20 protein-coding genes and 1 tRNA gene are annotated in these 21529 nt (G+C 69.6%); 14 read left to right on the forward strand and 7 right to left on the reverse strand.

Features of this window, described 5'->3' with window-relative positions; all coding sequences use genetic code 11:
* Positions 1–59 precede the first annotated feature (59 nt).
* The 4 genes from ACT6S0_RS12125 to ACT6S0_RS12140 all read left to right on the forward strand — a co-directional run bounded on the left by ACT6S0_RS12125 (position 60) and on the right by ACT6S0_RS12140 (position 6527).
* On the forward strand, positions 60–1979 hold the full coding sequence (locus tag ACT6S0_RS12125; RefSeq protein WP_444764081.1) for a hypothetical protein: 1920 nt from the start codon (positions 60–62) through the stop codon (positions 1977–1979).
* Positions 1980–2142: 163 nt separating this feature from the next.
* Positions 2143–4107 (forward strand): TonB-dependent receptor plug domain-containing protein, encoded by a 1965-nt coding sequence (locus tag ACT6S0_RS12130; protein ID WP_444764082.1) that lies wholly within the window; start codon positions 2143–2145, stop codon positions 4105–4107.
* A 21-nt stretch (positions 4108–4128) separates the two neighbouring features.
* A complete protein-coding gene (locus ACT6S0_RS12135; protein WP_444764083.1) occupies positions 4129–4722 on the forward strand; it encodes a YfiR family protein in 594 nt (197 codons plus the stop codon).
* Positions 4723–4730: 8 nt separating this feature from the next.
* Positions 4731–6527 (forward strand): putative bifunctional diguanylate cyclase/phosphodiesterase, encoded by a 1797-nt coding sequence (locus tag ACT6S0_RS12140; protein ID WP_444764084.1) that lies wholly within the window; start codon positions 4731–4733, stop codon positions 6525–6527.
* Positions 6528–6586: 59 nt separating this feature from the next.
* Here the strand turns inward: ACT6S0_RS12140 and ACT6S0_RS12145 are convergent.
* Positions 6587–6676, reverse strand: a tRNA-Ser gene (locus ACT6S0_RS12145).
* 15 nt (positions 6677–6691) lie between these two features.
* Positions 6692–7516 (reverse strand): symmetrical bis(5'-nucleosyl)-tetraphosphatase, encoded by an 825-nt coding sequence (locus ACT6S0_RS12150; RefSeq protein ID WP_444764085.1) that lies wholly within the window; start codon positions 7514–7516, stop codon positions 6692–6694.
* A 133-nt stretch (positions 7517–7649) separates the two neighbouring features.
* On the opposite strand from ACT6S0_RS12150, the gene ACT6S0_RS12155 reads away from it, so the two are divergent.
* The 3 genes from ACT6S0_RS12155 to ACT6S0_RS12165 all read left to right on the forward strand — a co-directional run bounded on the left by ACT6S0_RS12155 (position 7650) and on the right by ACT6S0_RS12165 (position 10577).
* Positions 7650–8954, forward strand: a complete 1305-nt coding sequence (locus tag ACT6S0_RS12155) for a hemolysin family protein (protein ID WP_444764086.1) — start codon at positions 7650–7652, stop codon at positions 8952–8954.
* Positions 8951–9685 (forward strand): SapC family protein, encoded by a 735-nt coding sequence (locus ACT6S0_RS12160; RefSeq protein ID WP_444764087.1) that lies wholly within the window; start codon positions 8951–8953, stop codon positions 9683–9685. Before ACT6S0_RS12155 ends, ACT6S0_RS12160 begins: the two co-directional genes overlap by 4 nt.
* Before the next feature lie 205 nt (positions 9686–9890).
* The gene (locus tag ACT6S0_RS12165) at positions 9891–10577 is read left to right on the forward strand and encodes an N-acyl amino acid synthase FeeM domain-containing protein (RefSeq protein WP_444764088.1); all 687 of its coding nucleotides are present in this window, start codon (positions 9891–9893) and stop codon (positions 10575–10577) included.
* Here the strand turns inward: ACT6S0_RS12165 and ACT6S0_RS12170 are convergent.
* Together ACT6S0_RS12170 and ACT6S0_RS12175 are read right to left on the reverse strand one after the other, a co-directional pair.
* A complete protein-coding gene (locus tag ACT6S0_RS12170; protein ID WP_444764089.1) occupies positions 10520–11047 on the reverse strand; it encodes a hypothetical protein in 528 nt (175 codons plus the stop codon). The genes ACT6S0_RS12165 and ACT6S0_RS12170 overlap by 58 nt on opposite strands.
* Positions 11048–11115: 68 nt before the next feature.
* Positions 11116–12549 carry a phospholipase D-like domain-containing protein gene (locus tag ACT6S0_RS12175; protein WP_444764090.1) on the reverse strand — a complete coding sequence of 478 codons (1434 nt, stop codon included), beginning with the start codon at positions 12547–12549 and terminating at the stop codon, positions 11116–11118.
* Between the two features lie 565 nt (positions 12550–13114).
* Between ACT6S0_RS12175 and ACT6S0_RS12180 the strand changes: the two genes are divergently transcribed.
* From ACT6S0_RS12180 to ACT6S0_RS12195, 4 genes are all read left to right on the forward strand, one after another.
* Positions 13115–14599 carry a sigma-54-dependent transcriptional regulator gene (locus ACT6S0_RS12180; protein WP_444764091.1) on the forward strand — a complete coding sequence of 495 codons (1485 nt, stop codon included), beginning with the start codon at positions 13115–13117 and terminating at the stop codon, positions 14597–14599.
* Positions 14600–14608: 9 nt separating this feature from the next.
* Positions 14609–14932: a BON domain-containing protein gene (locus tag ACT6S0_RS12185; RefSeq protein WP_444764092.1), complete on the forward strand. Its 324-nt coding sequence runs from the start codon at positions 14609–14611 to the stop codon at positions 14930–14932.
* 71 nt (positions 14933–15003) lie between these two features.
* On the forward strand, positions 15004–15312 hold the full coding sequence (locus ACT6S0_RS12190; protein ID WP_444764093.1) for a hypothetical protein: 309 nt from the start codon (positions 15004–15006) through the stop codon (positions 15310–15312).
* On the forward strand, positions 15312–15803 hold the full coding sequence (locus ACT6S0_RS12195; protein ID WP_444764094.1) for a hypothetical protein: 492 nt from the start codon (positions 15312–15314) through the stop codon (positions 15801–15803). The genes ACT6S0_RS12190 and ACT6S0_RS12195 overlap by 1 nt, the downstream gene beginning before the upstream one ends.
* Here the strand turns inward: ACT6S0_RS12195 and ACT6S0_RS12200 are convergent.
* Together ACT6S0_RS12200 and ACT6S0_RS12205 are read right to left on the reverse strand one after the other, a co-directional pair.
* On the reverse strand, positions 15758–16564 hold the full coding sequence (locus ACT6S0_RS12200) for a DUF2334 domain-containing protein (RefSeq protein WP_444764095.1): 807 nt from the start codon (positions 16562–16564) through the stop codon (positions 15758–15760). The two genes, ACT6S0_RS12195 and ACT6S0_RS12200, sit on opposite strands and share 46 nt — an antisense overlap.
* Positions 16561–17814, reverse strand: a complete 1254-nt coding sequence (locus tag ACT6S0_RS12205) for a glycosyltransferase (protein ID WP_444764096.1) — start codon at positions 17812–17814, stop codon at positions 16561–16563. The genes ACT6S0_RS12200 and ACT6S0_RS12205 overlap by 4 nt, the downstream gene beginning before the upstream one ends.
* On the opposite strand from ACT6S0_RS12205, the gene ACT6S0_RS12210 reads away from it, so the two are divergent.
* A complete protein-coding gene (locus ACT6S0_RS12210) occupies positions 17809–19002 on the forward strand; it encodes a DNA topoisomerase IB (protein ID WP_444764097.1) in 1194 nt (397 codons plus the stop codon). The genes ACT6S0_RS12205 and ACT6S0_RS12210 overlap by 6 nt on opposite strands.
* Here ACT6S0_RS12210 and ACT6S0_RS12215 read toward each other — a convergent pair.
* Entirely contained in the window at positions 18968–19636 is a 669-nt protein-coding gene (locus tag ACT6S0_RS12215; RefSeq protein ID WP_444764098.1) for a D-glycero-alpha-D-manno-heptose-1,7-bisphosphate 7-phosphatase, read from the reverse strand. The genes ACT6S0_RS12210 and ACT6S0_RS12215 overlap by 35 nt on opposite strands.
* Positions 19637–19723: 87 nt before the next feature.
* On the opposite strand from ACT6S0_RS12215, the gene ACT6S0_RS12220 reads away from it, so the two are divergent.
* On the forward strand, positions 19724–20896 hold the full coding sequence (locus ACT6S0_RS12220) for a glycosyltransferase family 4 protein (RefSeq protein WP_444764099.1): 1173 nt from the start codon (positions 19724–19726) through the stop codon (positions 20894–20896).
* On the forward strand, positions 20880–21413 hold the full coding sequence (locus tag ACT6S0_RS12225) for a phosphatase PAP2 family protein (RefSeq protein ID WP_444764100.1): 534 nt from the start codon (positions 20880–20882) through the stop codon (positions 21411–21413). The genes ACT6S0_RS12220 and ACT6S0_RS12225 overlap by 17 nt, the downstream gene beginning before the upstream one ends.
* Positions 21414–21529 lie beyond the last annotated feature (116 nt).

The following is a 21529-nucleotide window of genomic DNA, read 5'->3' on the forward strand; positions in this document are numbered from 1 at the left end:
AGGCCGTCGGCGCGGCACACTGCCCTGAGCGAAATTCCGCCCAGATTCCCGCCCGTGCCATGCCGTACCGCCTTGCCACCTTCGCCGTGATCCTGTCGCTTGCCGCCTGCGGAGGCGGTGGCGGGGACGGTGGCGGCACGCCGCCGCTGGACAAGCCGCCCACGCTGCGGGGCGTCGCCGCGACCGGCGCGCCGCTCGTCAATGCGCAGGTCAGCGTTGTTGACGGCCAGGGCAAGGTCGTCGGCACCGCGACGACCCACGGCGCCGACGGCAGCTACAACCTGACGCTGTCGGTCAACACCCCGGCCGCGCCCCTCTTCATCCAGGCACGCGGCATGGACGCCGCCGGCACGATGCAGGTGCTGCATTCAGTGGTGCCGACGATTGCCGCGGCGATGGTGAGCCATGTGACGCCACTGACCAATGCCGTCGTGGCGCTGTCACTCGGCACCGAGCCGGCACCCGTCTTCGCTGCCGCCGCCACCAGCGCCGGCCAGTTCACGCAAATGGCCAGCGCCGCTCCCGCCGCGAGCGACTTCCTGAAGACCCTGGTCAAGACTCAGCTGACCGACCTGAAGTTCACCGACCCCAAGACTTTGGACTTGCTGGCCGACGCGAACTTTGCTGCCAACAAGGGCCCGCATGACCTGCTCATCGAGGCCGTGCGAGTCGACCTCGCGCGCTCGCGGCTGAACGTGCCGCTGCTGCAGATCGGCAACAAGTTCCTGGCGGCCCCGACGGCCGAGGTCGTCGTCGAGCTGCCCAAGGCCCAGACCGAATTGCTCAAGACCAGCGACGCTGCGCCGGCAACCGCCATCACCTCGACCCTGAAGGCCGCGACGAGCGCCTCGGCCCTGCTGGCCAATTTGCCGGGTCTGGACGAGCTTGGCGCTGCGCTCAACCAGCTCATCGCCCAGGGCCAGGATGTCAGCCGGCTGCTGGACGCGCCGCTGCTGGCCGGCTACGACAAGCACAACGGCCGGGTCAAGACCCAGCTCGCCGGCACCCTCTACACCTACTCGACCGCCAACCGCCAGTTCGGCCGCTTCCAGCTGCTGGGCTGCGCCGACGACGCCCCGGCCACCGGCAATTGCGCCAAGGTGATGGTGGGCGCCGTCGTCAGCGATTCGAGCGGCGCCGTCGTCGATGTGTTCAGCGACGTCGTCAGCTACAACAAGTCGGCGACGACCACGAACAAGTGGAACCTGGTCGGCAACGGCAAGAAACTTGCCGTCGCCGCGCAGCCGCTGGGCTTCATGGCGCTGAACGCCGACGGCTCGGCCAGCACCGCAGTCGTGCCCAACCCGGGCATCGGCCTGCAGGTGGAGATCCAGGCGCAGATGCCCGACCCGCTGCCGGGCAACCCGCCCATCCAGCTGATCAACGCCGCTACCGTGCAGCTGCCAGGCGGCTTCAGCATTCCCTTCGGCTATTGCAACCGGCCACAGCTTTGCGTATCGACCACGCCGGGCGCCACCATCCTGATCCCCACCGGCGGCGTCGGCGACCTCGCCATCCAGCGCTCGGCGGTCGGCTGGGTTGGCAGCGTCGACAGCGTGCGCGCGGCCAAGTACCTCATCAACTACAGCTATGCCGGCGTGGCCGAAACGCGCAATGCATACCTGCGTGCCGATGTGCTGGGAGAGCCGGCTGCGGCTCGCTTCCCTGTTGTCGACGGCATGTCGGCCGCCAACCCACTGGCAGCCGCCAACCTGCAAGGCGGCACGCTGGCCATCAACTGGGCCACCTGGGCCGCAGCCAACCCGGACCTGCGCATCATCGAGGTCAAGCGCGTCTTCACGCCCGCCGCCGGCGGCGCGCCGACGGTGGTGGACACGCCAGCCCCGCTGCCCCCGCGCACGGCGGTCACGCTGAGCGCCGCCTTCACGCCGGTCGGCGCGGTCAGGTCCGAGCTGTGGCTGCAGGCGACCGACGCGCAAGGGCGGCGCTTTCACACGCGCTACACGGCCAGGCCCTGATACGCCCGCCGGGATAGGGAGCCCTCCCCAGAAAACGGGCGTCCCGGTGCGCCAGGGGGCGCCGGGCCGTGAAATCTGACAAGGCCCGCGAAAGGGTCGAAGGCTAAGCTGCCGGCACCTTCAAAAACGACAGCCCTGCCGCAGCAGCATGGCGACAGATTCCATGGCGTACCGACCTCTGGCGCTGGCCGCGCTGATTTGCCTGGTACTCCCGTTGGGCGCCCGGGCGGTGCCCGCCGATGCAGACGACGACGCCCTGCAGGCCCTGCTCAAACGCGAGGTGCAGGGCCCGTCGCGCTATGCGCAAAGCCTGATGGACGCGCCGGCCGCCGTGGCCGTCATCGGGCGCGAGGAGTCCAGCCGGCTTGGCCACCGCACCATCGGCGACATGCTGGCGCGGCTGCCCGGCGTCTACATCGGCAACTCGCGCACGTACAGCTCGTTGGGGTTGCGCGGTTTCAACCGGCCCGGCGACTACAGCTCGCGCACGCTGATGGCCATCGACGGTCAGCGCCTCAATGACGCCATCTATGACCAGGGCCTGCCGCAGTTCGAGCTGCCGGTGGTGGCGGAGTGGGTCAAGCGTATCGAGCTGGTGCAGGGCCCGGGTTCGTCCATCTATGGCAGCAACGCGCTGCTGGGCGTCGTCAACATCGTCACGCTGGACGGCGCCGATGCGCCCGGCCTGTCCCTGACCGGCAGCCTCGGCGAGCAGGGCCTGCGCCGCGCCGAAATGCATTACGGCGCCAGTGGCGCCGAGCACGGCGACTTCTTCATCGGCCTGAACGCCCAGCGTGCCGACGGCGAGAACCTCTACCTGCCCGAGCTTGGCACGCCCGACGGCTGGGTGCGGGGCCTGGACGGCGAGCGGCAGCTGGCATTGCTGGCCAAGTACCGCCTTGGCGCCTGGCGCGCGTCGCTGAGCGCCGTGCGGCGCGAAAAGGACGCCCCCACCGCGCCGTATGGCACGCTGGCCGGCGTGCCGGGCACCACCTACGTCGACAGCCTGGTGGTGGGCGAGGTGGCCTATGACGAGGGCTGGCACAACGAGCTGCGTCGCAGCCTGCGGCTCAGCGCCGCCCACTACAGCTACAGCGGCCGCTATGTGTTCGGCGAGGCATCGGCGCAGCTGATCAACCGCGACGACGCGCGTGCACGCTGGTTGACGCTGGAGGGGAGGGCGCTGTGGCGCGGCCTGCTCAACCATGAACTGATGGCGGGCGTGGAACTGCGCACGGCGCCGCATGTGATCCAGCGCAACTACGACGTCGACCCCTACCAGCTCAATCTGGACTCGACGGTTTCGCAGGACTTTGCGGCCGCCTACCTGCAGGACCAGTGGCGCCTGACGTCGACGCTGCAGCTGACCTCCGGCCTGCGCCTGGATCATGTGCGCGGCTTCTCGCCCGCCCTGTCGCCACGCACGGTGCTGGCTTTCCGGCCGGACGAGCGGCAGTCGTTCAAGCTGATGTGGGCGCGCTCCTTCCGCACGCCCAATGCCTACGAGCGCTTTTACGACGACGGCGGCATCTCGCAGCTCGCCAACCCGGCGCTGGCGCCGGAGCGGCTGAACTCCTTCGAGGCTGCCTGGGAATACCTGCTGCCGACGGGCCAGGCGGTCAGCGCCAACGCCTACTACACGCGCATGACGCGCCTCATCGAGCTGGTGCCGGTCAGCGACGAGCCGGACGCAGTCGTGCAGTCACGCAACGTCGGCCGCGTCAGCCTGAAGGGCGTGGACCTCGGCATCGAGCAGCGCATGCCCGGTGGCTGGCTTTGGCGAGCCAGCGCCTCATGGGTGGACGCGCGCAACGACGCCGGTGCACGGCTGACGAACGCCGCCCGCTGGATGTTCAAGGGTCATGTCATCACGCCCGAGTGGCAGCGCGCCCAGATGGGCGTGGAATGGTCGCTGCTCGGGCCGCGCCTGGGGCGCGTGGAGGTGCCGTCGGCGGTGGTGGTCAACGCTCATCTGCGCTACCGCGCCGGCCCGCAGCAGACGCTGGCCCTGCACGTTGACAACGCACTGGACCGGCGCAACCTCGACCCGTCCACGCTGGACACGCCGCTGAGCGTCATCCCTCAGCCGCGGCGCAGCGTGCGGCTGGATTGGACCGTCTCCTTCTGAGACGCGGTGATGCGCGCTGGCATGCCGCCCACACGCCCAAGCCCTGGACCGGGCTGGCCGGCGCGCTGGGCCGCGTGGTGCGGGTGGTGCGGGTGGTGCGGGTGGTGCGCGCTGGCGCTGTGCCTGCTGCCCGCGCCGGCGGTGGTGGCCCAGCCGGCCAGCGCCGAAACGCTGAAGGCTGAAGTGATCTACCGCGCTTTGATGTTCATCACCTGGCCGGCCGCGCGCGCGGCCGCCGGCCGCGGACTGCGCATCTGCACGCTCGGCGAGGGCCGCGTGGAGACCGCGTTGCAGGCGCTGCAAGGCCGGCCCATCCGGCAACTGGCCGTCGAGGTGCGCCGCCTTGGCCGGATCGACCAGGCCGCGGACTGCCAGTTGCTCTACCTGCCCGCACCCCTGCCGGCGCTGAAGACCTCGCTCGCCGACTTGCCGGTGCTGGTGGTATCCGATGGCAGCGCGATGCTGGACCACGGTGCCATGATCAACCTGCAGGTCGAGGACGGCCGTATCGTCTTCGACGTCGAGCTGGACGCCACGCGGCGCGCCGGCCTCGACGTCAGCACCAAGCTGCTGCGCCTGGCCCGTTTCGTCCGCCACCAGTCGCCCTCGTCATGAAGCCCGGGATGATCGACGTCCTCGACCGTCGCAGCGAGTTCGTGCTGGCGCTGGCCACGCTGCTGATTTTTGCGGTCGTGCTGAGCCTGCTGCAGTACGCCAGGTTGCATGAGCGCCAGCTCGAGGACTTGCGCACCCAGACCAGCATCGTGGCCCAGACGGTCTCGGCCGCACTGGTGTTCGAGAGCCACAGCGACGCCGCCGAAAGCCTGGCCGCGCTGGGCCAGAGCCCGGCCGTGCTGAACGCCCGACTCGTCAGCAGTGCCGGGCGGGAGTTCACGCGGTATTCGCGCCCGGTGTCCGCGCGGTCGTGGCTGGCCGAGCGGGCTGGCGTGGCCGAGGTCGAGGTGCCGGTCGTGGCCAACGGCCGCCGCGTCGGCGCGCTGGTCGTCGAAGCCAGCCGCATGCCGATGTGGGTGGACCTGGCGCAGTTCCTCGTTGCCACCTTCGGTACGCTGCTGGCCACTGTCGGCCTGGCCTGGTTGTTCTCCAAGCGCCTGCGCGCACAGATCAAGGAAGTCGAGCGCCGCACCCGCTACCTGGCCCGCTTCGATGCACTGACCGACCTGCCCAACCGCGAGCACATGCGCGGTCTGCTTGAGCGGACGCTGCAGCAGGGCGAGGGCGCCACGCTGCTGGTACTCGACCTCGACAACTTCAAGCAGATCAACGACCAGTACGGCCATGCCGCCGGCGACTCAGTGCTGCAGGCCATCGGCCTGCGCCTGCGCCAGCTCTGCCGCCCCGGCGATCAGGTGGCCCGCCTGTCCGCCGACGAGTTCGCACTGCTGTTCAGCCCGCGGCTGACGGACGAGGCGCTGCGTGAACAGGTGCAGCGCCTGCAGGCCGGCCTGACCCAGCCGGTGCTGCACGAGGCGCAGTGGCTGAACGTGCATTTCTGCACCGGTGCAGCCTTCCTGCCCGAGCATGCCGGCGATCCCAGCGAGGCCTTGCGCTGCGCCGACGCGGCGATGCGTCATGCCAAGCGGCTCGGCACCGACAGCTTCCAGCTTTTCACCGCGCAGATCGGCCAGGCGCTGCACTCACGGCTGGCGCTGGAAAACGACATGCGCACGGCCCTGGCCGAGGGCCAGTTCTCGCTGGCCTACCAGCCGCAATACGACGCCCAGCGCCGCATCCACAGCTTCGAAGCACTCGCGCGCTGGCACCACCCCGGGCGCGGCTGGGTCTCGCCGGCCGAATTCATCCCGGTGGCCGAGAGTTCCGGCCTCATCGTCGAGCTGGGGTTGGCTGCGCTGGCGGTGCTGCGGCGCGACCTGGACACCTGGCGGGCCGGCGGGCTCAGTTGCCCCACCGTCGCCCTCAACCTGTCCTGGGAGCAGTGCCGCAAGGCCCAGCATCGCGAGCGTTTCGTGCAGCAGCTGCGCACCTTGCGCCTGGGACCGCAGGAGGTCGAGTTCGAGCTGACCGAGAGCGCCGACTTCGAGGACATCGACAAGCCCGACTCTTTCGTTTTCACGCTGCAGGGCCTGGGCTACGGCCTGGCCATCGACGATTTCGGCACCGGCTACAGCTCGCTGGCCTATCTGCGCCGCTTCCGCTGCCGCAAGCTCAAGATCGACCGGCTGTTCGTGCACGGGCTGTCGGCCAATGCCGAGTCCCACATGCTGGTCGAGTCGATGGTGCGTGTCGCGCACGCGATGCGCATGCTCGTGGTCGCGGAAGGCGTCGAGCTGCCCGCCGACGAGGCGGCCCTTGTCGCGATGGGCTGTGACCTGATGCAGGGCTTCGGCTTCTGCAAGCCGGTGCCGGCTGAGCAGGTGCCGGCGTTGCTGGCGGGCTGAGCTGGTCGGCACGCCACGTGCAGGCACGCCGGGCGGCTTCGACCGAACTCACGACAAACTGGCGGAGGCTGTGAGATTCGAACTCACGGGCCGTTTGACCGGCCGACGGTTTTCAAGACCGTTGGGTTAAACCACTCCCCCAAGCCTCCGAGGAGTCGCGCATTCTACGAGCCCGGGCGCTGCGCCTGCTCGCAGTCCACCTGGATGATCTCGCGCTGCAGCCCGTCGACGCGTGCCGCCGTCAGCTGGCCGCCCCAGATGCAGCCCGTGTCCAGGCCGAGCAGATGCGGCCGGTCGAGCAGGCCGAGCGTGGACCAGTGGCCGAAGGCGATGGGCGTGTCAGCGGTGCGCCGGCCCTGCACCTCGAACCAGGGCATGAAGCCTTCGGGGGCTGCGCCGGCGCCGTCCTTGGTCTTGAAATCCATCTCGCCATCGGCGCTGCAAAAACGCAGTCGTGTGAGTGCATTGACGGTGAAGCGCAGCCGCTCGGTGCCGGCCATGTCGGGGTCCCAGCGTGCCGGTTCGTTGCCGTACATGGCCCGCAGGAAGTCGGGCAGGGTGCGCCCGCGCAGCACCGCCTCGACCTCGGCGGCCAAGGCCAGCGTGTCGTCGCGGCTCCATTGCGGCACGACACCGGCATGCACCATCAGCCAGCCGGCCTCGAAGACGGCCAGGCGTTGGTGGCGCAGCCAGTCGGTCAGCGTGTCGCGATCGTTGGCGGCCAGGATGTCGTCCAGCGTGTCGCCGCGGTGCGGGCGTCGCACGCCGTGGGCGGCGGCCAGCAGGTGCAGGTCGTGGTTGCCGAGCAGGCAGGTCGCCGCGCCGCCCAGGGCCGCCAGGCGCCGCAGTGTGGCCAAGGAGGCGGGGCCGCGGTTGACGAGGTCGCCAAGCAGCCAAAGCCGGTCGCGTGACGGTGAGAAGTCCAGGCGCAGCAGCAGGCGCTCCAGGGCGTCGCAGCAGCCTTGCACGTCGCCGATCAAATAGTTCATGGCGCGATTGTCCCGGCCGCGAAGGCCCCGAAGCGAGGGATCGCACGATGGGCCGCGTGATGGCCTTCTGATAGTCTCCCGGGCTTCGTTTTTGACCTGCGCTGCCTGGGGTTTTCCCGGGCTGGCGCTACCGATGGACACCGCACTCGTTCTCTTCCTGATCTTTCTCAACGGCCTGTTTGCAATGTCGGAGATGGCGCTGACCGCCAGCCGCAAGGCCCGGCTGCAAGTCATGGTGGAAAGCGGCGAGAGCGGCGCGCAGGCTGCGATGGACCTGCACGACAACCCGACCAAGTTCCTGTCGACGGTGCAGATCGGCATCACCGGCATCGGTGTGCTCAACGGCATCGTCGGCGACGCGGCCTTCTCGGGGCCGCTGTCGCACTGGCTGAGTCAGACCTTCGGCCTGCGCCCCGAGGCGACGCAGATCACCGCCACGGCGCTGGTGGTCCTCATCATCACGCTGCTGACCATCGTGTTTGGCGAGCTGGTGCCCAAGCGCATCGGGCAGATCTATCCGGAAACGGTGGCCCGCCTGGTGGCGCCGCCGATGAATGTCATCTCCTTGCTGACGCGCCCGCTGGTGAGGTTTCTCAGCGTGGCCACCGAGGCGACCCTCGGCCTGATCGGCCTGCGCAACCGCGCCCAGCGCGGTGTGACCGAGGAAGAGATTGCTGCGAGCCTGGAGGAGGGGCGCGACGCCGGCGTCATCGAGGAGCATGAGCACCAGATGGTGCGCAATGTCTTCCGCCTGGACGAGCGTCAGGTCGGCTCGATGATGATCCCGCGCGCTGAAATTGCCTGGCTGGATGTCGAGGCGTCGCCGGCCGAGGTGCTGGCCGTGCTGCGCGAGCATGGCTTCAACCGCTACCCCGTCTGCCGCGGCGGCCTGGCCGAGGTGCTGGGTGTGGCGAATGCCCCGGCGCTGCTGGCGGGCATGCTCGAGGGGCTGCCGCTGGACCTGACGGTAGGGCTGGAGCCGCCGCTCTTCGTGCCCGAGACGCTGTCGGGCATGGAGCTGCTGGATCATTTCCGCGTGTCGGACGCGCCGCTGGTCTTCGTCGTCGACGAGTACGGCGAGGTGCAGGGCGTCATTGCCGTGCGCGATGTACTGGAAGCGATCGCCGGGGAGTTCAATGCCCCCAGCGATGGCGATGCCTGGGCGGTGCAGCGCGAGGACGGGAGCTGGCTGATCGACGGCCTGATCCCCGTACCCGAGCTGAAGGACCGCCTGGCGCTGAAGGAACTGCCCGAGGAGGACCGTGGGCGCTACAACACCCTGGCCGGCATGATCATGCTGTTGCTGGGGCGCTTGCCGCGCACGACCGATGTGGTGGAGTGGGACGCCTGGAGATTCGAGGTCGTTGACCTTGATGGCAAGCGTGTGGACAAAGTGCTGGTCAGTCGTCTGACCGAACCTGGAGAGAAAGAATCATGAGCAACCCCCCGATGTACGGCGAACTGCTGCCGCTGGACCGTGAAGTCCACAAAAACCTCAAGCTCGACACCGAGCAGGCCGTCGTCAGCCGCGTGGCGGACCAGAACTCGGTGTTCCTGGCTGCCGTCGAATTTGCCGACGCCTGCAAGGAATACCCCATCGTCTTCGTGCGCGCCGGCAGCGCCGGTGAGGACAACAAGCCCGCCGTCGCGCCGCTGGCGGTGCTGGGCCTGCGCGCCGGCTCCAACCTCTTCATCGACGGCGACAAGTGGACCGGCAGCTATGTGCCGGCCTATGTGCGCCGCTACCCGTTCGCGATGGCGCGCCTGGACGGCAGCGAGACCAGCTTGGCGGTCTGCTACGACCACAAATGGCCAGCCTTCAACGACACCACGGGCGAGGCGCTGTTCAAGGACGGTGAGCCGACCGAGTTCCTGCTGAACGCCAAGGCCTTCCTCGAGAACTTCGAGCAGGAAGCCGAGCGCACCCGCCTGATCTGCAATCTCCTGGTCGACATGGACCTGCTGCAGGACATGCGTTTTGAAGCCACGCTGCCCAACGGCGAGAAGTTCGACGTCGAGGGTTTCCTGGCCCTGGACGAGAAGAAGTACGCCGAGCTGGCCGACGACAAGGTGCTGCAGTTGCACCGCAATGGCCTGATCGGGTTGATCGAGATGCACCGCCTGTCGCTGACCAACATGAACCGCCTGGTGAGCAAGTACGCGGCCTGAGCCTTCCCCTGATGACCGAGCGGCTGTGCCCAGCGCAGGCGCGCCGCTCTGCCGAGTTTCAGCGGCACCTGTCCCCCATCTGGGGGACGGAATAACCCAAGCACGACACGGGTTTAGATGTATCCGTGTGTGTGCTTAACCGTATTGAGTCATTTCGCTCCCTAGACTCCGCGGCTTAGCGCGTTGGGCGCCAAGGATGCTGTCGATGATCCCGTTTTTTGAAGAAAGCCGCCGCACGCCCCTCACTTCCAATGGCGGTCCGCCGCTGGAACTGGACAGCGATTTCGGTGCGCTGGATGGTGACGCCTATGACCTGGTCGAGCGTCGCTACGGGGACCGCGGCCTGATGGTGACGCGTGAGCGTTACAGCAGCCGCAACCAGGACGGCGACATCGTCTGCACCGCGCGCAACGGCGAGCAGATCGTCGGCACGCTGTCGGTACGCTTCGACGGCAAGGGTGGCCTGCATGCCGACGCGCTGTTCGCAACCGAGCTTGCCGACTGGCGCTCCGCAGGCGTCAAGCTGTGCGAATTTGGCAGCCTGGCCGTGGACCGTCATTCGCACAACGCCAAGCGCGTGCTGGCTCAGGTCTTCCACCTGGGCTACTTGCATGCCCACCGCAAGGCACGCTGTGAGCGGCTGATCATCGAGGTCAACCCGCGCCACGTCGCCTTCTATCGCCGCTACCTCGGGCTGATGCCCTTCACGACCGCCCGCCACAACCCGCGCGTGAATGCGCCGGCCGTGCTGATGAGCATCGAATTCGCGACGGTGCGCGAGCAGATCGCGCTGTGGGGCGGGCGCCCCGAGCTCCTGACCCAAGCGCGCTGCCTTTACCCGCTCGCCTGGGACGAGGCCACCGAGGCCGCCATGCTGGCCAAGTTGCCCTGAACGGCCGTCGCCGGCAGGGTGTGACCCGGCTGCAGCCGGCCGTCCAGCGCGCCGCTGGCAACCTGGGCGGCGATATGCGGCGCGGTCGCGAATTCCTCACGCAGGCGCTGCAACAGGTCGTCGCGGTCGGGCAGGGGCGCGCCGCAGGAGATGCGCGCCGCGATGGCGCGGTCCAGCGCCCCCTCAAGCCCGTTGCATTGCACCGAGAACGAGGTGTGATGCGGCTGGCCAAAGTGGTCGGTCCAGGTCGCCACGACGCGCAGCACCGGCCCGACCGTCCGCAGCACCCATTCGAACCGGATCCCGGCCGTGCGCGTGCGGCTGCGGCGCATCAGCCGGCCCATGGTGCTGCCACCCGGGCGACGGGGGCGCTCCAGGCGCATTGCATTCAGAAAGCGTTCCGCGGCTGCGGCGTTGGCCGCGTTTGCCGTGTTGGCCATGGAGGGGGATTCCATGGTTTCAGTATTCATGGCGTGACTCCAGAGTAAGGCTAAGAATCCGGGGTTCTTCCGGCAGGCGACGTGCCTGCCCCAGGCTTTCAAAGCAGCGGTTCGACCAGGCGGCCGAAACCCTGCAACAAGCGCTGCCCCACGCCTCGACGCGACCACTCGGCGGCTTCGATGCGCCGCGACACCGCCAGGTCCCGTGCGAACAGCGCCTGCATCTGCTGGCCGAAGTCGTCGCCCAGCACGATGACGTCAACCTCGTGGTTGCCGACGATGCTGCGCCAGTCGAGGTTGCTGGAGCCGACGCTGGAATAGACGCCGTCAACGACGGCCGTCTTGGCGTGCATGACCGATTGCGTCATCTCATGGATCTGCACCCCCGCCTCCAGCAGTTGCGCATAGCGCGCGCGGGCGGCATGCAGCACCAGCTTCACGTCGCTGCGCCCGGGGAGCACCAGGCTCACGGCCACCCCGCGCTTGGCGGCATCGCACAGTGCCTGGACAAACTCTGACCCGGGCGCGAAGTAAGCCATGGTCAGCTGCACGCTTCGCTCGGCAGCGCCGATGGCGTGCAGCAAGTGCGTGTAGCTCGGGTTGATGCCCTGTCGTGGATCGCCCGCCACCAGCTTGACCACGCGCTGGCCCGGTGAGGCGACCTGGGGCGGCGGCGCGGGCGGGAGGCTGCCCTCGCAGCCCTGCTTCATCCAGGACTCGCGGAACATCAGGGACAGGGCCGACACGACGGGGCCGCGCAGCTCGACCTGGGTGTCACGCCAGCCCTGCGTGTCGGCCTCCGCTGCGTCCGCGGGCGGGCGGCTGCGGCTGCCACTGCCGAAGGAACCTTTGGCGTAGACATTGCTGAGGTTGATACCGCCGGTGAAGGCCACATCGCTGTCGACGGCCACCAGCTTGCGGTGGTTGCGCTCCACCAGGCCCCAGTGGCCGGGGCGCGCCAGCGGGTTGATCGGGTTGAAGGCGCAGACGGCGACGCCCCCTTGGCGCAGGCGCTCGAAGAAGGCGCCGTCGGTCCCCAGCGAGCCGACGCTGTCGTACATCAGCGCCACGACAACGCCCTCGGCGGCCTTGCGCAGCAGCAAGTCGCCCACCTCGGCCGCCACGCCCTCGTCCTCGACGATGTAGAACTCCACCAGCACCCGATGACGAGCGCTGGCTATTGCCGCCTTCATCGCTGCGAAGGTGGCCGGTCCGTCGATCAGCAACCGTGCGCTGTTGCCCCGCAGCAGCTGCGTCTCGCCGGTGGCGGCAAGCACACCGAGATGGCGCTCAAGCAGCGCGCCATTGCCTTCGGCGCGCACTCGCGCCAGGTCGCGTGCCGCGACGGCCGCGCTCACCGGCCCGTCGCGGCCCTGCATGGTGATGCGCTCTGCAGCCTGGCGCCTCGCCAGGGGTTCCGGGGACGGCCCTTGTTCGGCCAGGCTGCCGCAGGCCACCGTGCCCGCCAACAGGCACAAGGCTGCCAGGCCCCAGACCCGGCTGAAACGGCGCCAGCCGTGGGATTGCGTCATAGGCCTCCGTCGATTCGCCAGATGACCACACGGCAAGCGGTGTGCCTCGCAATCAAGCCACGGCACTTCGCGGCCTTGCGAGACGGCCCCACAGCGGGGAGGCGCATAAATTACGGTAAATCGTGCCGATCTTCAGGGGCGAGCCATCGGCAGGGTGGCGACGGGCTCTTGCTGCGCCGGCCGGCCGCCTTCGGCTTCCCATGTTTGGACGGGCGCCGGCAGTTGCGTTGAACGGCCGCTACGGCGACGTCGATGCTCGCTACCGCAGGTGCGCCACGCCAGCCACAACACGGTGGCCAGAGCTGCAACGTCGAGCAGGCGGCCGAAGGCCGGAGCCACAGGCAGGTCGTCACCGCAATCAGTGGCAGGCAACATGGGATTGAACATGATTTGGCATGTCGCTACGGTTCAGGATGATCAACGAGGAGCAGGCGGCATGCCCGATGCCGTACAGGCCGATAGCCTTAAGAGTTCGGCATTTTTTTCCCGCGCCCGCCGAATCTGTTGAAAATGACTCTCCCGATGCAGGCCATCTCATTAACAAAGCCGGAAGGAAACGAATCGCATGCCACACGCCCTCGTGGTGGACGACGACCATGACTCCGCAGCCTCGCTGCGCGAGCTGATTGCGGGCGAAAAATTCACCGTTGCCGTGGCCCATAACCTGCGTGATGCCCGCCGGCAGATCGCACTGCAACAGCCGGACATCCTGCTGCTGGACCTGCGCCTGCCCGACGGCAACGGCATGGACCTGCTGGCCGATCCCAAGCTGGTAGCCAATTCAGAAGTCGTCCTGTGCACCGGCCACGCCAACCTCGAAACTTCCATTCAGGCGCTGCGCCTGGGGGCGGCCGACTACCTGGTCAAGCCCGTCAACCTGAAGCAGTTGCAAGGGGTGCTGTCGCGCATCATGAAGCCGGCAGCGCTGCAGGCCGAAGTGCAGGGCCTGACGGCCAACCTCGACGAGTCCGGCCACTTCGGCCACCTCTGGGGCCGCAGCGCGCCGATGAAGCGCATCTACGAGCAGATCTCGCGGGTGGCCGGCACCAGTGTGTCGGTCTTCATCACAGGGGAGTCCGGCACCGGCAAGGAGGTCGTCGCCCAGACCGTGCATGACCTCAGCCGCCGGCGCAAGCGGCCCTTCCTGGCGGTCAATTGCGGCGCGATCAGCCCCAACCTGATCGAAAGCGAGATCTTCGGCCACGAGAAGGGCAGCTTCACGGGCGCCGAGCGCCAGCACCAGGGCTTCTTCGAGCGCGCCAGCGGTGGCACGTTGTTCCTGGACGAGATCACCGAGATGCCGCTGGAGCTGCAGGTCAAGCTGCTGCGCGTGCTGGAGACCGGGCGTTTCATGCGCGTTGGCAGCACCACCGCGCTGGAGACCGATGTGCGCATCGTCGCTGCCACCAACCGCCTGCCCTACCAGGCCGTGGCCTCGGGCAAGCTGCGCGAGGACCTGCTCTACCGCCTCAACATCTTCCCCATCTCGCTGCCGCCGCTGCGGGACCGCTCGGCCGACATCCCACTGCTCGCCAATCACTTCCTGGCCGCCATCAGCGAGCAGGAAGGCACCGTGCGCCGCTTCTCGCCGGCGGCGTTGGCCTCCTTGGTGGATTACGGCTGGCCCGGCAACGTGCGCGAGCTGCGCAATGTCGTGCAGCGCGCCTATGTGATGGCACAGGGCGACACCATCGACGAGACCTGGCTGCCGGCCGCGACTGAAACGGGGGTCACTTCGGGCTGGGGCAATCTCGCCAGCCTGCCGGAGGCCGCGCCACCGCCACGGCCAGTCAGCATCCCGGCCCCCCCGACCCGGCCGGCCGAGACCGCGGCGGCCGTTGCCGACATGCCCTTCATCACGCTGCCCATCGGTTCCAGCGTGGCTCAAGCCGAGCGCGCGCTGATGCTGGCCACCCTGCGTCACTTCAATCACCACAAGGAACGCACGGCCGCCGTCCTCGGCATCAGCCTGAAGACCTTGTACAACCGGTTGAAGGAATATGCGGCCGAAGGCGCGGCGGCGGTGGACGGCAGCTCGCCGCCCGACTAGCTTGCGGGCATGTCGCTGAGGTGCAGGCCGTGGCTGGCCGGGCTGGCGTTGGGCGTCGCCTGCCAGGCCGGCTTGGCCGCGCAGGCGCCCGCAGCCTCGCAACCCGCGGCATCGGCCGCACACGAGGGCGTGGCCGCCACGGTGCGGGCACGATTGGCGCAGGATCACGAGCTCGCCGGGCTGGTCATTCGCGTCGACCTGGCCGGCGGTCGTGTCCGGCTGCGCGGCGTGGCCCCGAGTACCGCCGTGCGCGCGCGCATCACTGCGCTGGCCCGTGAGGCCGGCGCGGTCGAGGTGGTCAATGAAGTCAGCGTCCAGCCGCGCCCGAGCTGATCGAGCCGGGAGGGCTGGCGCGCCGTTTGCCTTGGAAGATGTCCCTGACAACTTCACCAAGGAGCACCACCATGGGTCACTCTGATCTGTACAACGAAGCGAGCGAAGCCACCCGCAACGGCCTGCACAAGGCCGAGAGCGCCGCACGGCGCGGCCTCGACCACCTGGGCGAAAGTGTCAGCGGCGTGCGCGATGCCGTCGCACCGGTGATGCGCGACATGCGTTCGCGCGTTGTCAATGCGTCCGACCGCACGATTGGATATGTCCGCGACGAGCCGGTCCGTTCGGCCCTGGTCGCTGCCGCCGTCGGCACCCTGGTATTCGCGGTCTGGCATCTGCTCGGCTCGCGCAGCAGTTCAAGCAGCCGCAACTGGCGCTGATGGCGCCAGCACACCGGGCGCTGCGTCACCCGCTGACGCGGCTGGCCGAGTTCCGGCGGGTGTTGAACGAGCAGTTCGACGCCTGCCGCCGTGCCCCTCCCGAGCGCCGCGGCCTGGCGCTGCGCCGCGCTTGCGCGGGCGTGGAACTGCTCTGCCACTTACAGCAGCATTTGCTGCAGCCCATGCTCGCCCAGGCGCCAGAAGGCCTTGATGCGCTGCATGAACTGACGGCGCTCAGCTCTCGCACCAGCGAGGATGCCCAGCAGCGTGCCGTCGCGGCTCTGCTCGAAGGCTTGGTGCAGTTGCAATTCGCGCAGATCGACGAGGCCTTGGCCGAGGCTGACTTGGACGCTCCACGCTGGGCCGAAGTCGACGCCGCCATCGCGGTGCTGCTGGCCGACTGGGCGGCGCCGGCCGGCCACCGCCAGGACCTCGGTAGCAGCGCTCATCCGCGCGGGTCTAAGCCCGAAGAAGCCCATTCAGACCGATGAACACGGGCTAGCTGCGCTGCCTCGGCCAGCCGCACGGGCGTGCGCGTGCGCAGCGCCTCGCTGAGCAGGCTTGTCCAGCAGCGCACCACCCGGCGGTGATCAGCGTCGGCGGGGTGCAGCTCAAACCGCAGCAGAGGCGCGCGGCGCGCCCGGCGAGCCACGAGCGGGTTCCAGGCCAGCGACAGCCCGCGCCGCCAGGCCGCGCGGGTGCTGAACACGAGGCTGGGTGCAGGCATGACCTGGCAGCGTGGCAGGGCGACGACTTCGGTCAGCGTGCAGGTGTGTGCAAAGCCGGCATCAGCCACCGCCTGCAGGCCACTTTCGCCCAGCAGCCAGGCCGGCGCGACAAAGCCGCTCATCCGCAGCCCATGCGCCTTCGCCCAGGTCCGGCCTTCTTGCAGGCGCCGGGTCGCCTCGGCCAGCGACAAGGCGGCGAACTCGCCCTCGCCGGCGGTGTAGTGGCGGCGCAGCAGGTAGTCGCGCAGGCCGCGCACCGGCGGGCCTTCGTCGCGGTGGGTCAGGCCATGCAGGGCCAGTTCATGGCCGGCGCCGGCCATGCCGCGCAGCCAGTGCAGGTAGCGCTCTGGCAGTGCCGTGTCGCCATGCATGCGCGGCACGACGAGCAGCGTCAATGGCAGTGCGATTCCGACATCGGCAGCGCAGCGGCGCAGTTCCTTGAGCACGCGCTGGCAGCCCTCCCAGCGCGCCGGCGACACGTCATGCAGCACGACGCAGACCGCGCCGGCCATGCGGGTCGTCAACGCTGGCGGGCCAGCTGCCCCGCCGCCCAGGGCCGCAGCGGCAGCGCGCGGTCAGCGATGGCGGGCAAGGCCGGTGCGGCGTTCTGGCCAAGCAGGACGGCGTAGCGCCGCGTCATCTGCGCCAGCACGCGTGGCCAGTCCCGTGTCTGCGCGCGGGCCAGCGCGGCACGGCGGTGGGTGCTGTTGTTGCCGCCCAGGCTGGCCTCCATGGCTTCGGCCCAGGAGCCCGCACGCGGCCGATCCACCAGCAGGCCGGCGCCGCGGGCCAGCTCGGCCAGGCCGGCGGCGTCGGCGGCCACCACCGGCGTGCCGCAGGCCATGGCCTCGAGCAGGCCCAGGCCGAAGGTCTCCTGGTTGCCGGCGTGCACATAGGCGTCGCAACTGGCGACCATGCGGGCCAACTGCCGGCTGTCGTTCTCGGGTGGCAGCACCAGCACCTGCTCGCCGACCGGCGGCGCTGGTCCGTCGCCCACGGCCACCAGCACATGGCCGCGGCCGAGCAGGCCCACCGCATCGGCCAGCAGCTGCAGGTTCTTCTCGGGCGCGAAGCGGCCGGTATAGATCAACAACCGTGTCGATGGCGCCAGCCCGTGGTCGCGGCTCAGCTGCGCGCGCCAGGCTTGGTCCCTGGCGCAGGGCGTGAAGACGGAACAATCCACCCCCAGCGGTTGTACCGTCACGCGCGGCACGCCCCAGGCCTGCAGCTGGCGGGCCAGGCCAAGGCTGGGTGCCATGACCAGGTCGAAGTGCCGGTAGAGATTGACGAGATAGCGCCGTGCCCAGCGCTCGGCCGTCCGGCCCAGCCTGGTGGCCGTGGCGGTCGGGCCGCCCACCAGGCGCGCCATCAGTTCGGGCAGGTTGCTGTGGCAGAAGGCCACCGCCGGTATGCGCAGCTGCTCGGCGGCGGCCAGCGCGGCCCAGGCCAGCATGTAGGGGTCGGCCGATTCGATGATGTCGGGTGCGACGAACTCCATCTGGCGCAGTGCGCGGCCACGGCTGACGACCAGCCGGTAGCCGCCGGTGCGCGGCATCAGGATGCCCCCGCTGTCCAACATGCCGGGGCCCGCGGCCCCGGGCGCCATGATGGTGTGGCGCCAGCCCAGATTGCGCAGCCGCTCATGCTTGGCCGTCAGCACGCGCCGCACGCCCCCCGTGGCGCCCCAGAACATCGACACGTCCAGCAGATGGGGGCCCGGCGCAGGACGGCCGTCCTGCGCCTGCTGCGGGGGCCGCGAATAGGTCACATGCATTTACAAATCCCGGCAATCGGCGTGCCTGCACGCCTGGCACGGCGTGTGCTCGGCGCGGTGATGGCATCCACCCCCGTACCGAGCGTTCAGCAGGCGCGTCGCGCCGGGCTGCGCTGGCTGGACGACACCAGCCCCGGCATCACGCGCAGGCCGGGCCGCAATGGCTTTACCTATCGTGCCGTCGGCGGCCGGCCGCTGCGCGATGACATCGAGCTGGCGCGCATCCGCAAGCTGGCGATCCCGCCGGCTTGGACCGATGTGTGGATCAGCCCGCATGCCGACAGTCACCTGCAGGCCACCGGGCGCGATGCGCGGGGCCGCAAACAGTACCGGTATCACGCCGATTGGCTGGCCGGCCGCGGCCAGACCAAGTTCGACGGCCTGCTGCGCTTTGGCGCCGTGCTGCCGCGGCTGCGCCGCCGCGTGCAGCGCGCGCTGGCCGGGCGCGCCGAGCCGACGCGCGAGCGCGTGCTGGCCACGCTGGTGCGCCTGCTCGACGCCACCTGGCTGCGCATCGGCAACCCCAGCTACGCGCGCGAAAACGGCTCCTACGGCCTGTCGACATTGCGCAACCGCCATGCTGGCATCAAGGGCGATGCCATCGAGCTGTCCTTCGTGGGAAAGAGCGGCGTGCGCCACCAGGTGCGCCTGGCCGACCGGCGCGTGGCTCGCATCGTGCGACGCTGCCGCGAGTTGCCGGGCCAGGAGTTGTTCCGCTATGTCGACGAGAACGGCGCCAGCCATCCGGTCGGCTCGGCCGACGTCAACGCCTGGCTGGCCGAGGCCGCCGGCCAGCGCGTCACGGCCAAGGACTTCCGCACCTGGCATGGCAGCGTGCTGGCACTGCAGCTCACCTTGCAGGCCTGTGCCGAGACCGCTGACCCCTGCCGCCCGCAGCAGGTGGTGGAAGGCGTGGCGCAACGCCTGGGCAATACGGCCGCGGTTTGCCGCAAGGCTTACATCCACCCGCGCGTGCTGGCCCTGGGCGAGGCACTGAGCGACGCACCGGCACGCGCCGCGCTGCGCGGCCAACCCTGGGCCGCGGCACCGGGCGCCAAGACCGGCCTGGCGGCTGCGGAGCGGCAGTTGATGGCGCTGTTGCGGTCGCGCGCGGCAAGGTCGACGCTCGCCGGGGCAGGCGAGAAGGCGGACGTCAAGGCGCAGAAGGTGCCATCCCGGGCGGCGTGAGCAGGATGTGCCGGACCACGCCGGCCCAGTCGTGGCACACCGCCTCGGGCGGGCGCAGCGGGGTGTGCCGCCATGGGCTTTGGCCGCGGTCCGACAGCAGCAGCGTGCGGCAACCCGCGCGGTGGCCGGCCTCGACATCGTCCAGCAGGCCGCCGACCATCCATGAGCTTGCCAGGTCGATGGCGTGACGTCTTGCGGCGCGGCGCAACAGGCCGGGTGCCGGCTTGCGGCACAGGCAGGCCGGCCCGCCGTCCGGCGCGGGTGCATGGGGGCAGACGAGAAAGTCCAGCAGGGCCACATCGGCGGCTTGCTGCAAGCCCTTTTCCAACCTTTCCTGCAGCCGCGCGAACTGGGTGCGCGTGAAGTAGCCGCGCGCCAGGCCGCTCTGGTTGGTCACGACCAGCAGCGCCCAGCCGTTCGCCGCCAAGGCGCCGAGCGCTTCGGCGGCACCGGGCCTGAACCGCAGCAGCGCCGGGTCGGTGTTGTAGGGCACGTTCTCGATCAGCGTGCCGTCCTTGGCGATGAAGACGGCCGGGCGCACCACGGTGGACAGGTGTGCCGGCAGCGGCGTTTCGTCATGCACCGGGGTGCGGCGCCAGCGCAAGGGCCCTCCGGCCAGCGTGGGTGATGGCATGGGGCCGCGCAGCAAGGGGCATGCCCAAGGGGGTGGCGGGCATTCCGATTGCCGAGGCAAGGGCTTGCAACCGTTGGAGTCCTGTCTGTGCGCATTGCCTACGTCAGCGAAACCTTTCCGCCGGAGATCAACGGCGTTGCCCTGACCGCCGCGCGCGCCGTACGCCATCTGCGCGAGGCGGGCCATGCCGTGCAGGTGATCAGGCCGCGCCAGGCCGGCGAGGCCTCGCGCCGTGATGGCGACGAGTGGCGCTGCGGCGGCGGGCCCATCCCGATGTACCCCGAGCTGCGTTACGGCTTTGCCACGACCGGGGCGCTGCGCGCCTTGTGGCGCGAGGAGGCGGCGCTGCCCGACCTCGTGCATGTGACCACACCCGGGCCGCTGGGCTGGGCCGCGCTGCGCGCCGCGCGCAGCGAAGGCATCCCCACCAGCGCCGACTTCCGTACTAACTTTCACGCCTATTGCGGCCACTACGGCCTGGGCTGGCTGGAGCCGTTCGTGCTCGGCTATCTCAGGCGGCTGCACGCGATGGCCGACTGCAATTTCGTGCCGACGCCCGAGATGCAACGCCAGTTGGCGGCGCACGGCTTCGAGCGCTTGCAGGTGCTGGGCCGGGGCGTGGACGCCGAGCTCTTCAACCCCGAGAAGCGCGACGCCCGGCTGCGCCGCGACTGGCGCGCCGGCGCCGACCATCGCGTCATGCTCTATGTCGGCCGGCTCGCGCCGGAGAAGAACGCCGGCCTGGCGCTGCAGACCTTCGAACGCCTGAGCGCGCGACGCCCGGGCCTGCGCATGGTGGTGGTGGGTGACGGGCCGATGCGCGAAAAGCTGGAGCTTGCCCACCCGACGGCACGCTTCGTCGGCGTGCAGACCGGCGTCGCGCTGGCACGCCATTACGCCAGCGCCGACGTCTTCCTGTTCCCCAGCCTGACCGACACCTTCGGCAACGTCACGCTGGAGGCGCTGGCCAGCGGCCTGGCCGTGGCCGCCTTCGACACCGGCGCGGCGGCCCAGCACGTGCGCGATGGCGTCAGCGGCTGCCTGGCACCTCCCTGTGTCGGCCAGCCCGCAGCCGATGCCTTCCTCGACGCCTGCACCCGTGCGCTGGACGCCTCGGCGCCCGACGGCCTGCTGCGCCTGGAAGCGCGGCTGGCCGCCATGCAGGTCGACTGGGCCGGCGTGCAGCGCCGCTTCGAGCAGCATTTGATGCGGGTGGCCGAGGCGGGCCGCACGTTGCCAACCCATGCCGCCCTGGCTTGACGCCGGCCGCCTGCGCAGCGCCGAGCTGGACCTGCGCGGCGCCCAGGCCCTGCATCGGGCCGCGGCAAGGCCGCTGCTGCTGCAGGGCCTGTCCCTGTGCAGCCGCTTGGCCGACGGGCCGTTGTGGGTCGGGCTGATGCTGCTGCAACCCTGGGTGAGGGAAGGCGGGCTGCGCCAGGCGCAGCTGATGCTGCTGCTGGGCGCCATCAACCTGGGGCTGTACTACGGTCTCAAGCGCAGCACGCGGCGCCAGCGGCCCTTCGAGCGCTGTGGCGACATCCGCGCCTGCGCCAGGGTGCCCGACGCTTTCAGTTTCCCGAGTGGCCACACGCTGCACGCCTTTGCATTCGCGCTGCTGCTGTCGGCCTTCTACCCAACGCTGGCGCCGCTGCTGTGGAGCTTCGCGGTGCTGGTGGGCCTGGCGCGCGTGGTGCTGGGTCTGCATTTCCCGAGTGACGTGTTGTTCGGGGCGGCTATCGGCACGGCCACGGCCAGTCTGGTTCTGGTGTTGGCCTGATGGTGCCCGTCGCCGCCACGTCACGAGCCGTGCCGCCGCCGCTGATGGCGCGTGCCTACAGCTGCGCCTGCGGCCGGCCGGTGTTCTTCCGCAACAGCGAATGCCTGGCCTGCCAC

This window comes from Roseateles sp. (assembly GCF_052436255.1).
GTDB lineage: Bacteria > Pseudomonadota > Gammaproteobacteria > Burkholderiales > Burkholderiaceae_C > Pelomonas.

Coding starts and splice junctions, on each gene's coding strand:
- ACT6S0_RS12125 (WP_444764081.1), top strand. CDS start 60: ATGCCGTACCGCCTTGCCACCTTCGCCGTGATCCTGTCGCTTGCCGCC.
- ACT6S0_RS12130 (WP_444764082.1), top strand. CDS start 2,143: ATGGCGTACCGACCTCTGGCGCTGGCCGCGCTGATTTGCCTGGTACTC.
- ACT6S0_RS12135 (WP_444764083.1), top strand. CDS start 4,129: ATGCCGCCCACACGCCCAAGCCCTGGACCGGGCTGGCCGGCGCGCTGG.
- ACT6S0_RS12140 (WP_444764084.1), top strand. CDS start 4,731: ATGATCGACGTCCTCGACCGTCGCAGCGAGTTCGTGCTGGCGCTGGCC.
- ACT6S0_RS12150 (WP_444764085.1), bottom strand. CDS start 7,516: ATGAACTATTTGATCGGCGACGTGCAAGGCTGCTGCGACGCCCTGGAG.
- ACT6S0_RS12155 (WP_444764086.1), top strand. CDS start 7,650: ATGGACACCGCACTCGTTCTCTTCCTGATCTTTCTCAACGGCCTGTTT.
- ACT6S0_RS12160 (WP_444764087.1), top strand. CDS start 8,951: ATGAGCAACCCCCCGATGTACGGCGAACTGCTGCCGCTGGACCGTGAA.
- ACT6S0_RS12165 (WP_444764088.1), top strand. CDS start 9,891: ATGATCCCGTTTTTTGAAGAAAGCCGCCGCACGCCCCTCACTTCCAAT.
- ACT6S0_RS12170 (WP_444764089.1), bottom strand. CDS start 11,047: ATGAATACTGAAACCATGGAATCCCCCTCCATGGCCAACACGGCAAAC.
- ACT6S0_RS12175 (WP_444764090.1), bottom strand. CDS start 12,549: ATGACGCAATCCCACGGCTGGCGCCGTTTCAGCCGGGTCTGGGGCCTG.
- ACT6S0_RS12180 (WP_444764091.1), top strand. CDS start 13,115: ATGCCACACGCCCTCGTGGTGGACGACGACCATGACTCCGCAGCCTCG.
- ACT6S0_RS12185 (WP_444764092.1), top strand. CDS start 14,609: ATGTCGCTGAGGTGCAGGCCGTGGCTGGCCGGGCTGGCGTTGGGCGTC.
- ACT6S0_RS12190 (WP_444764093.1), top strand. CDS start 15,004: ATGGGTCACTCTGATCTGTACAACGAAGCGAGCGAAGCCACCCGCAAC.
- ACT6S0_RS12195 (WP_444764094.1), top strand. CDS start 15,312: ATGGCGCCAGCACACCGGGCGCTGCGTCACCCGCTGACGCGGCTGGCC.
- ACT6S0_RS12210 (WP_444764097.1), top strand. CDS start 17,809: ATGCATTTACAAATCCCGGCAATCGGCGTGCCTGCACGCCTGGCACGG.
- ACT6S0_RS12205 (WP_444764096.1), bottom strand. CDS start 17,814: ATGCATGTGACCTATTCGCGGCCCCCGCAGCAGGCGCAGGACGGCCGT.
- ACT6S0_RS12215 (WP_444764098.1), bottom strand. CDS start 19,636: ATGCCATCACCCACGCTGGCCGGAGGGCCCTTGCGCTGGCGCCGCACC.
- ACT6S0_RS12225 (WP_444764100.1), top strand. CDS start 20,880: ATGCCGCCCTGGCTTGACGCCGGCCGCCTGCGCAGCGCCGAGCTGGAC.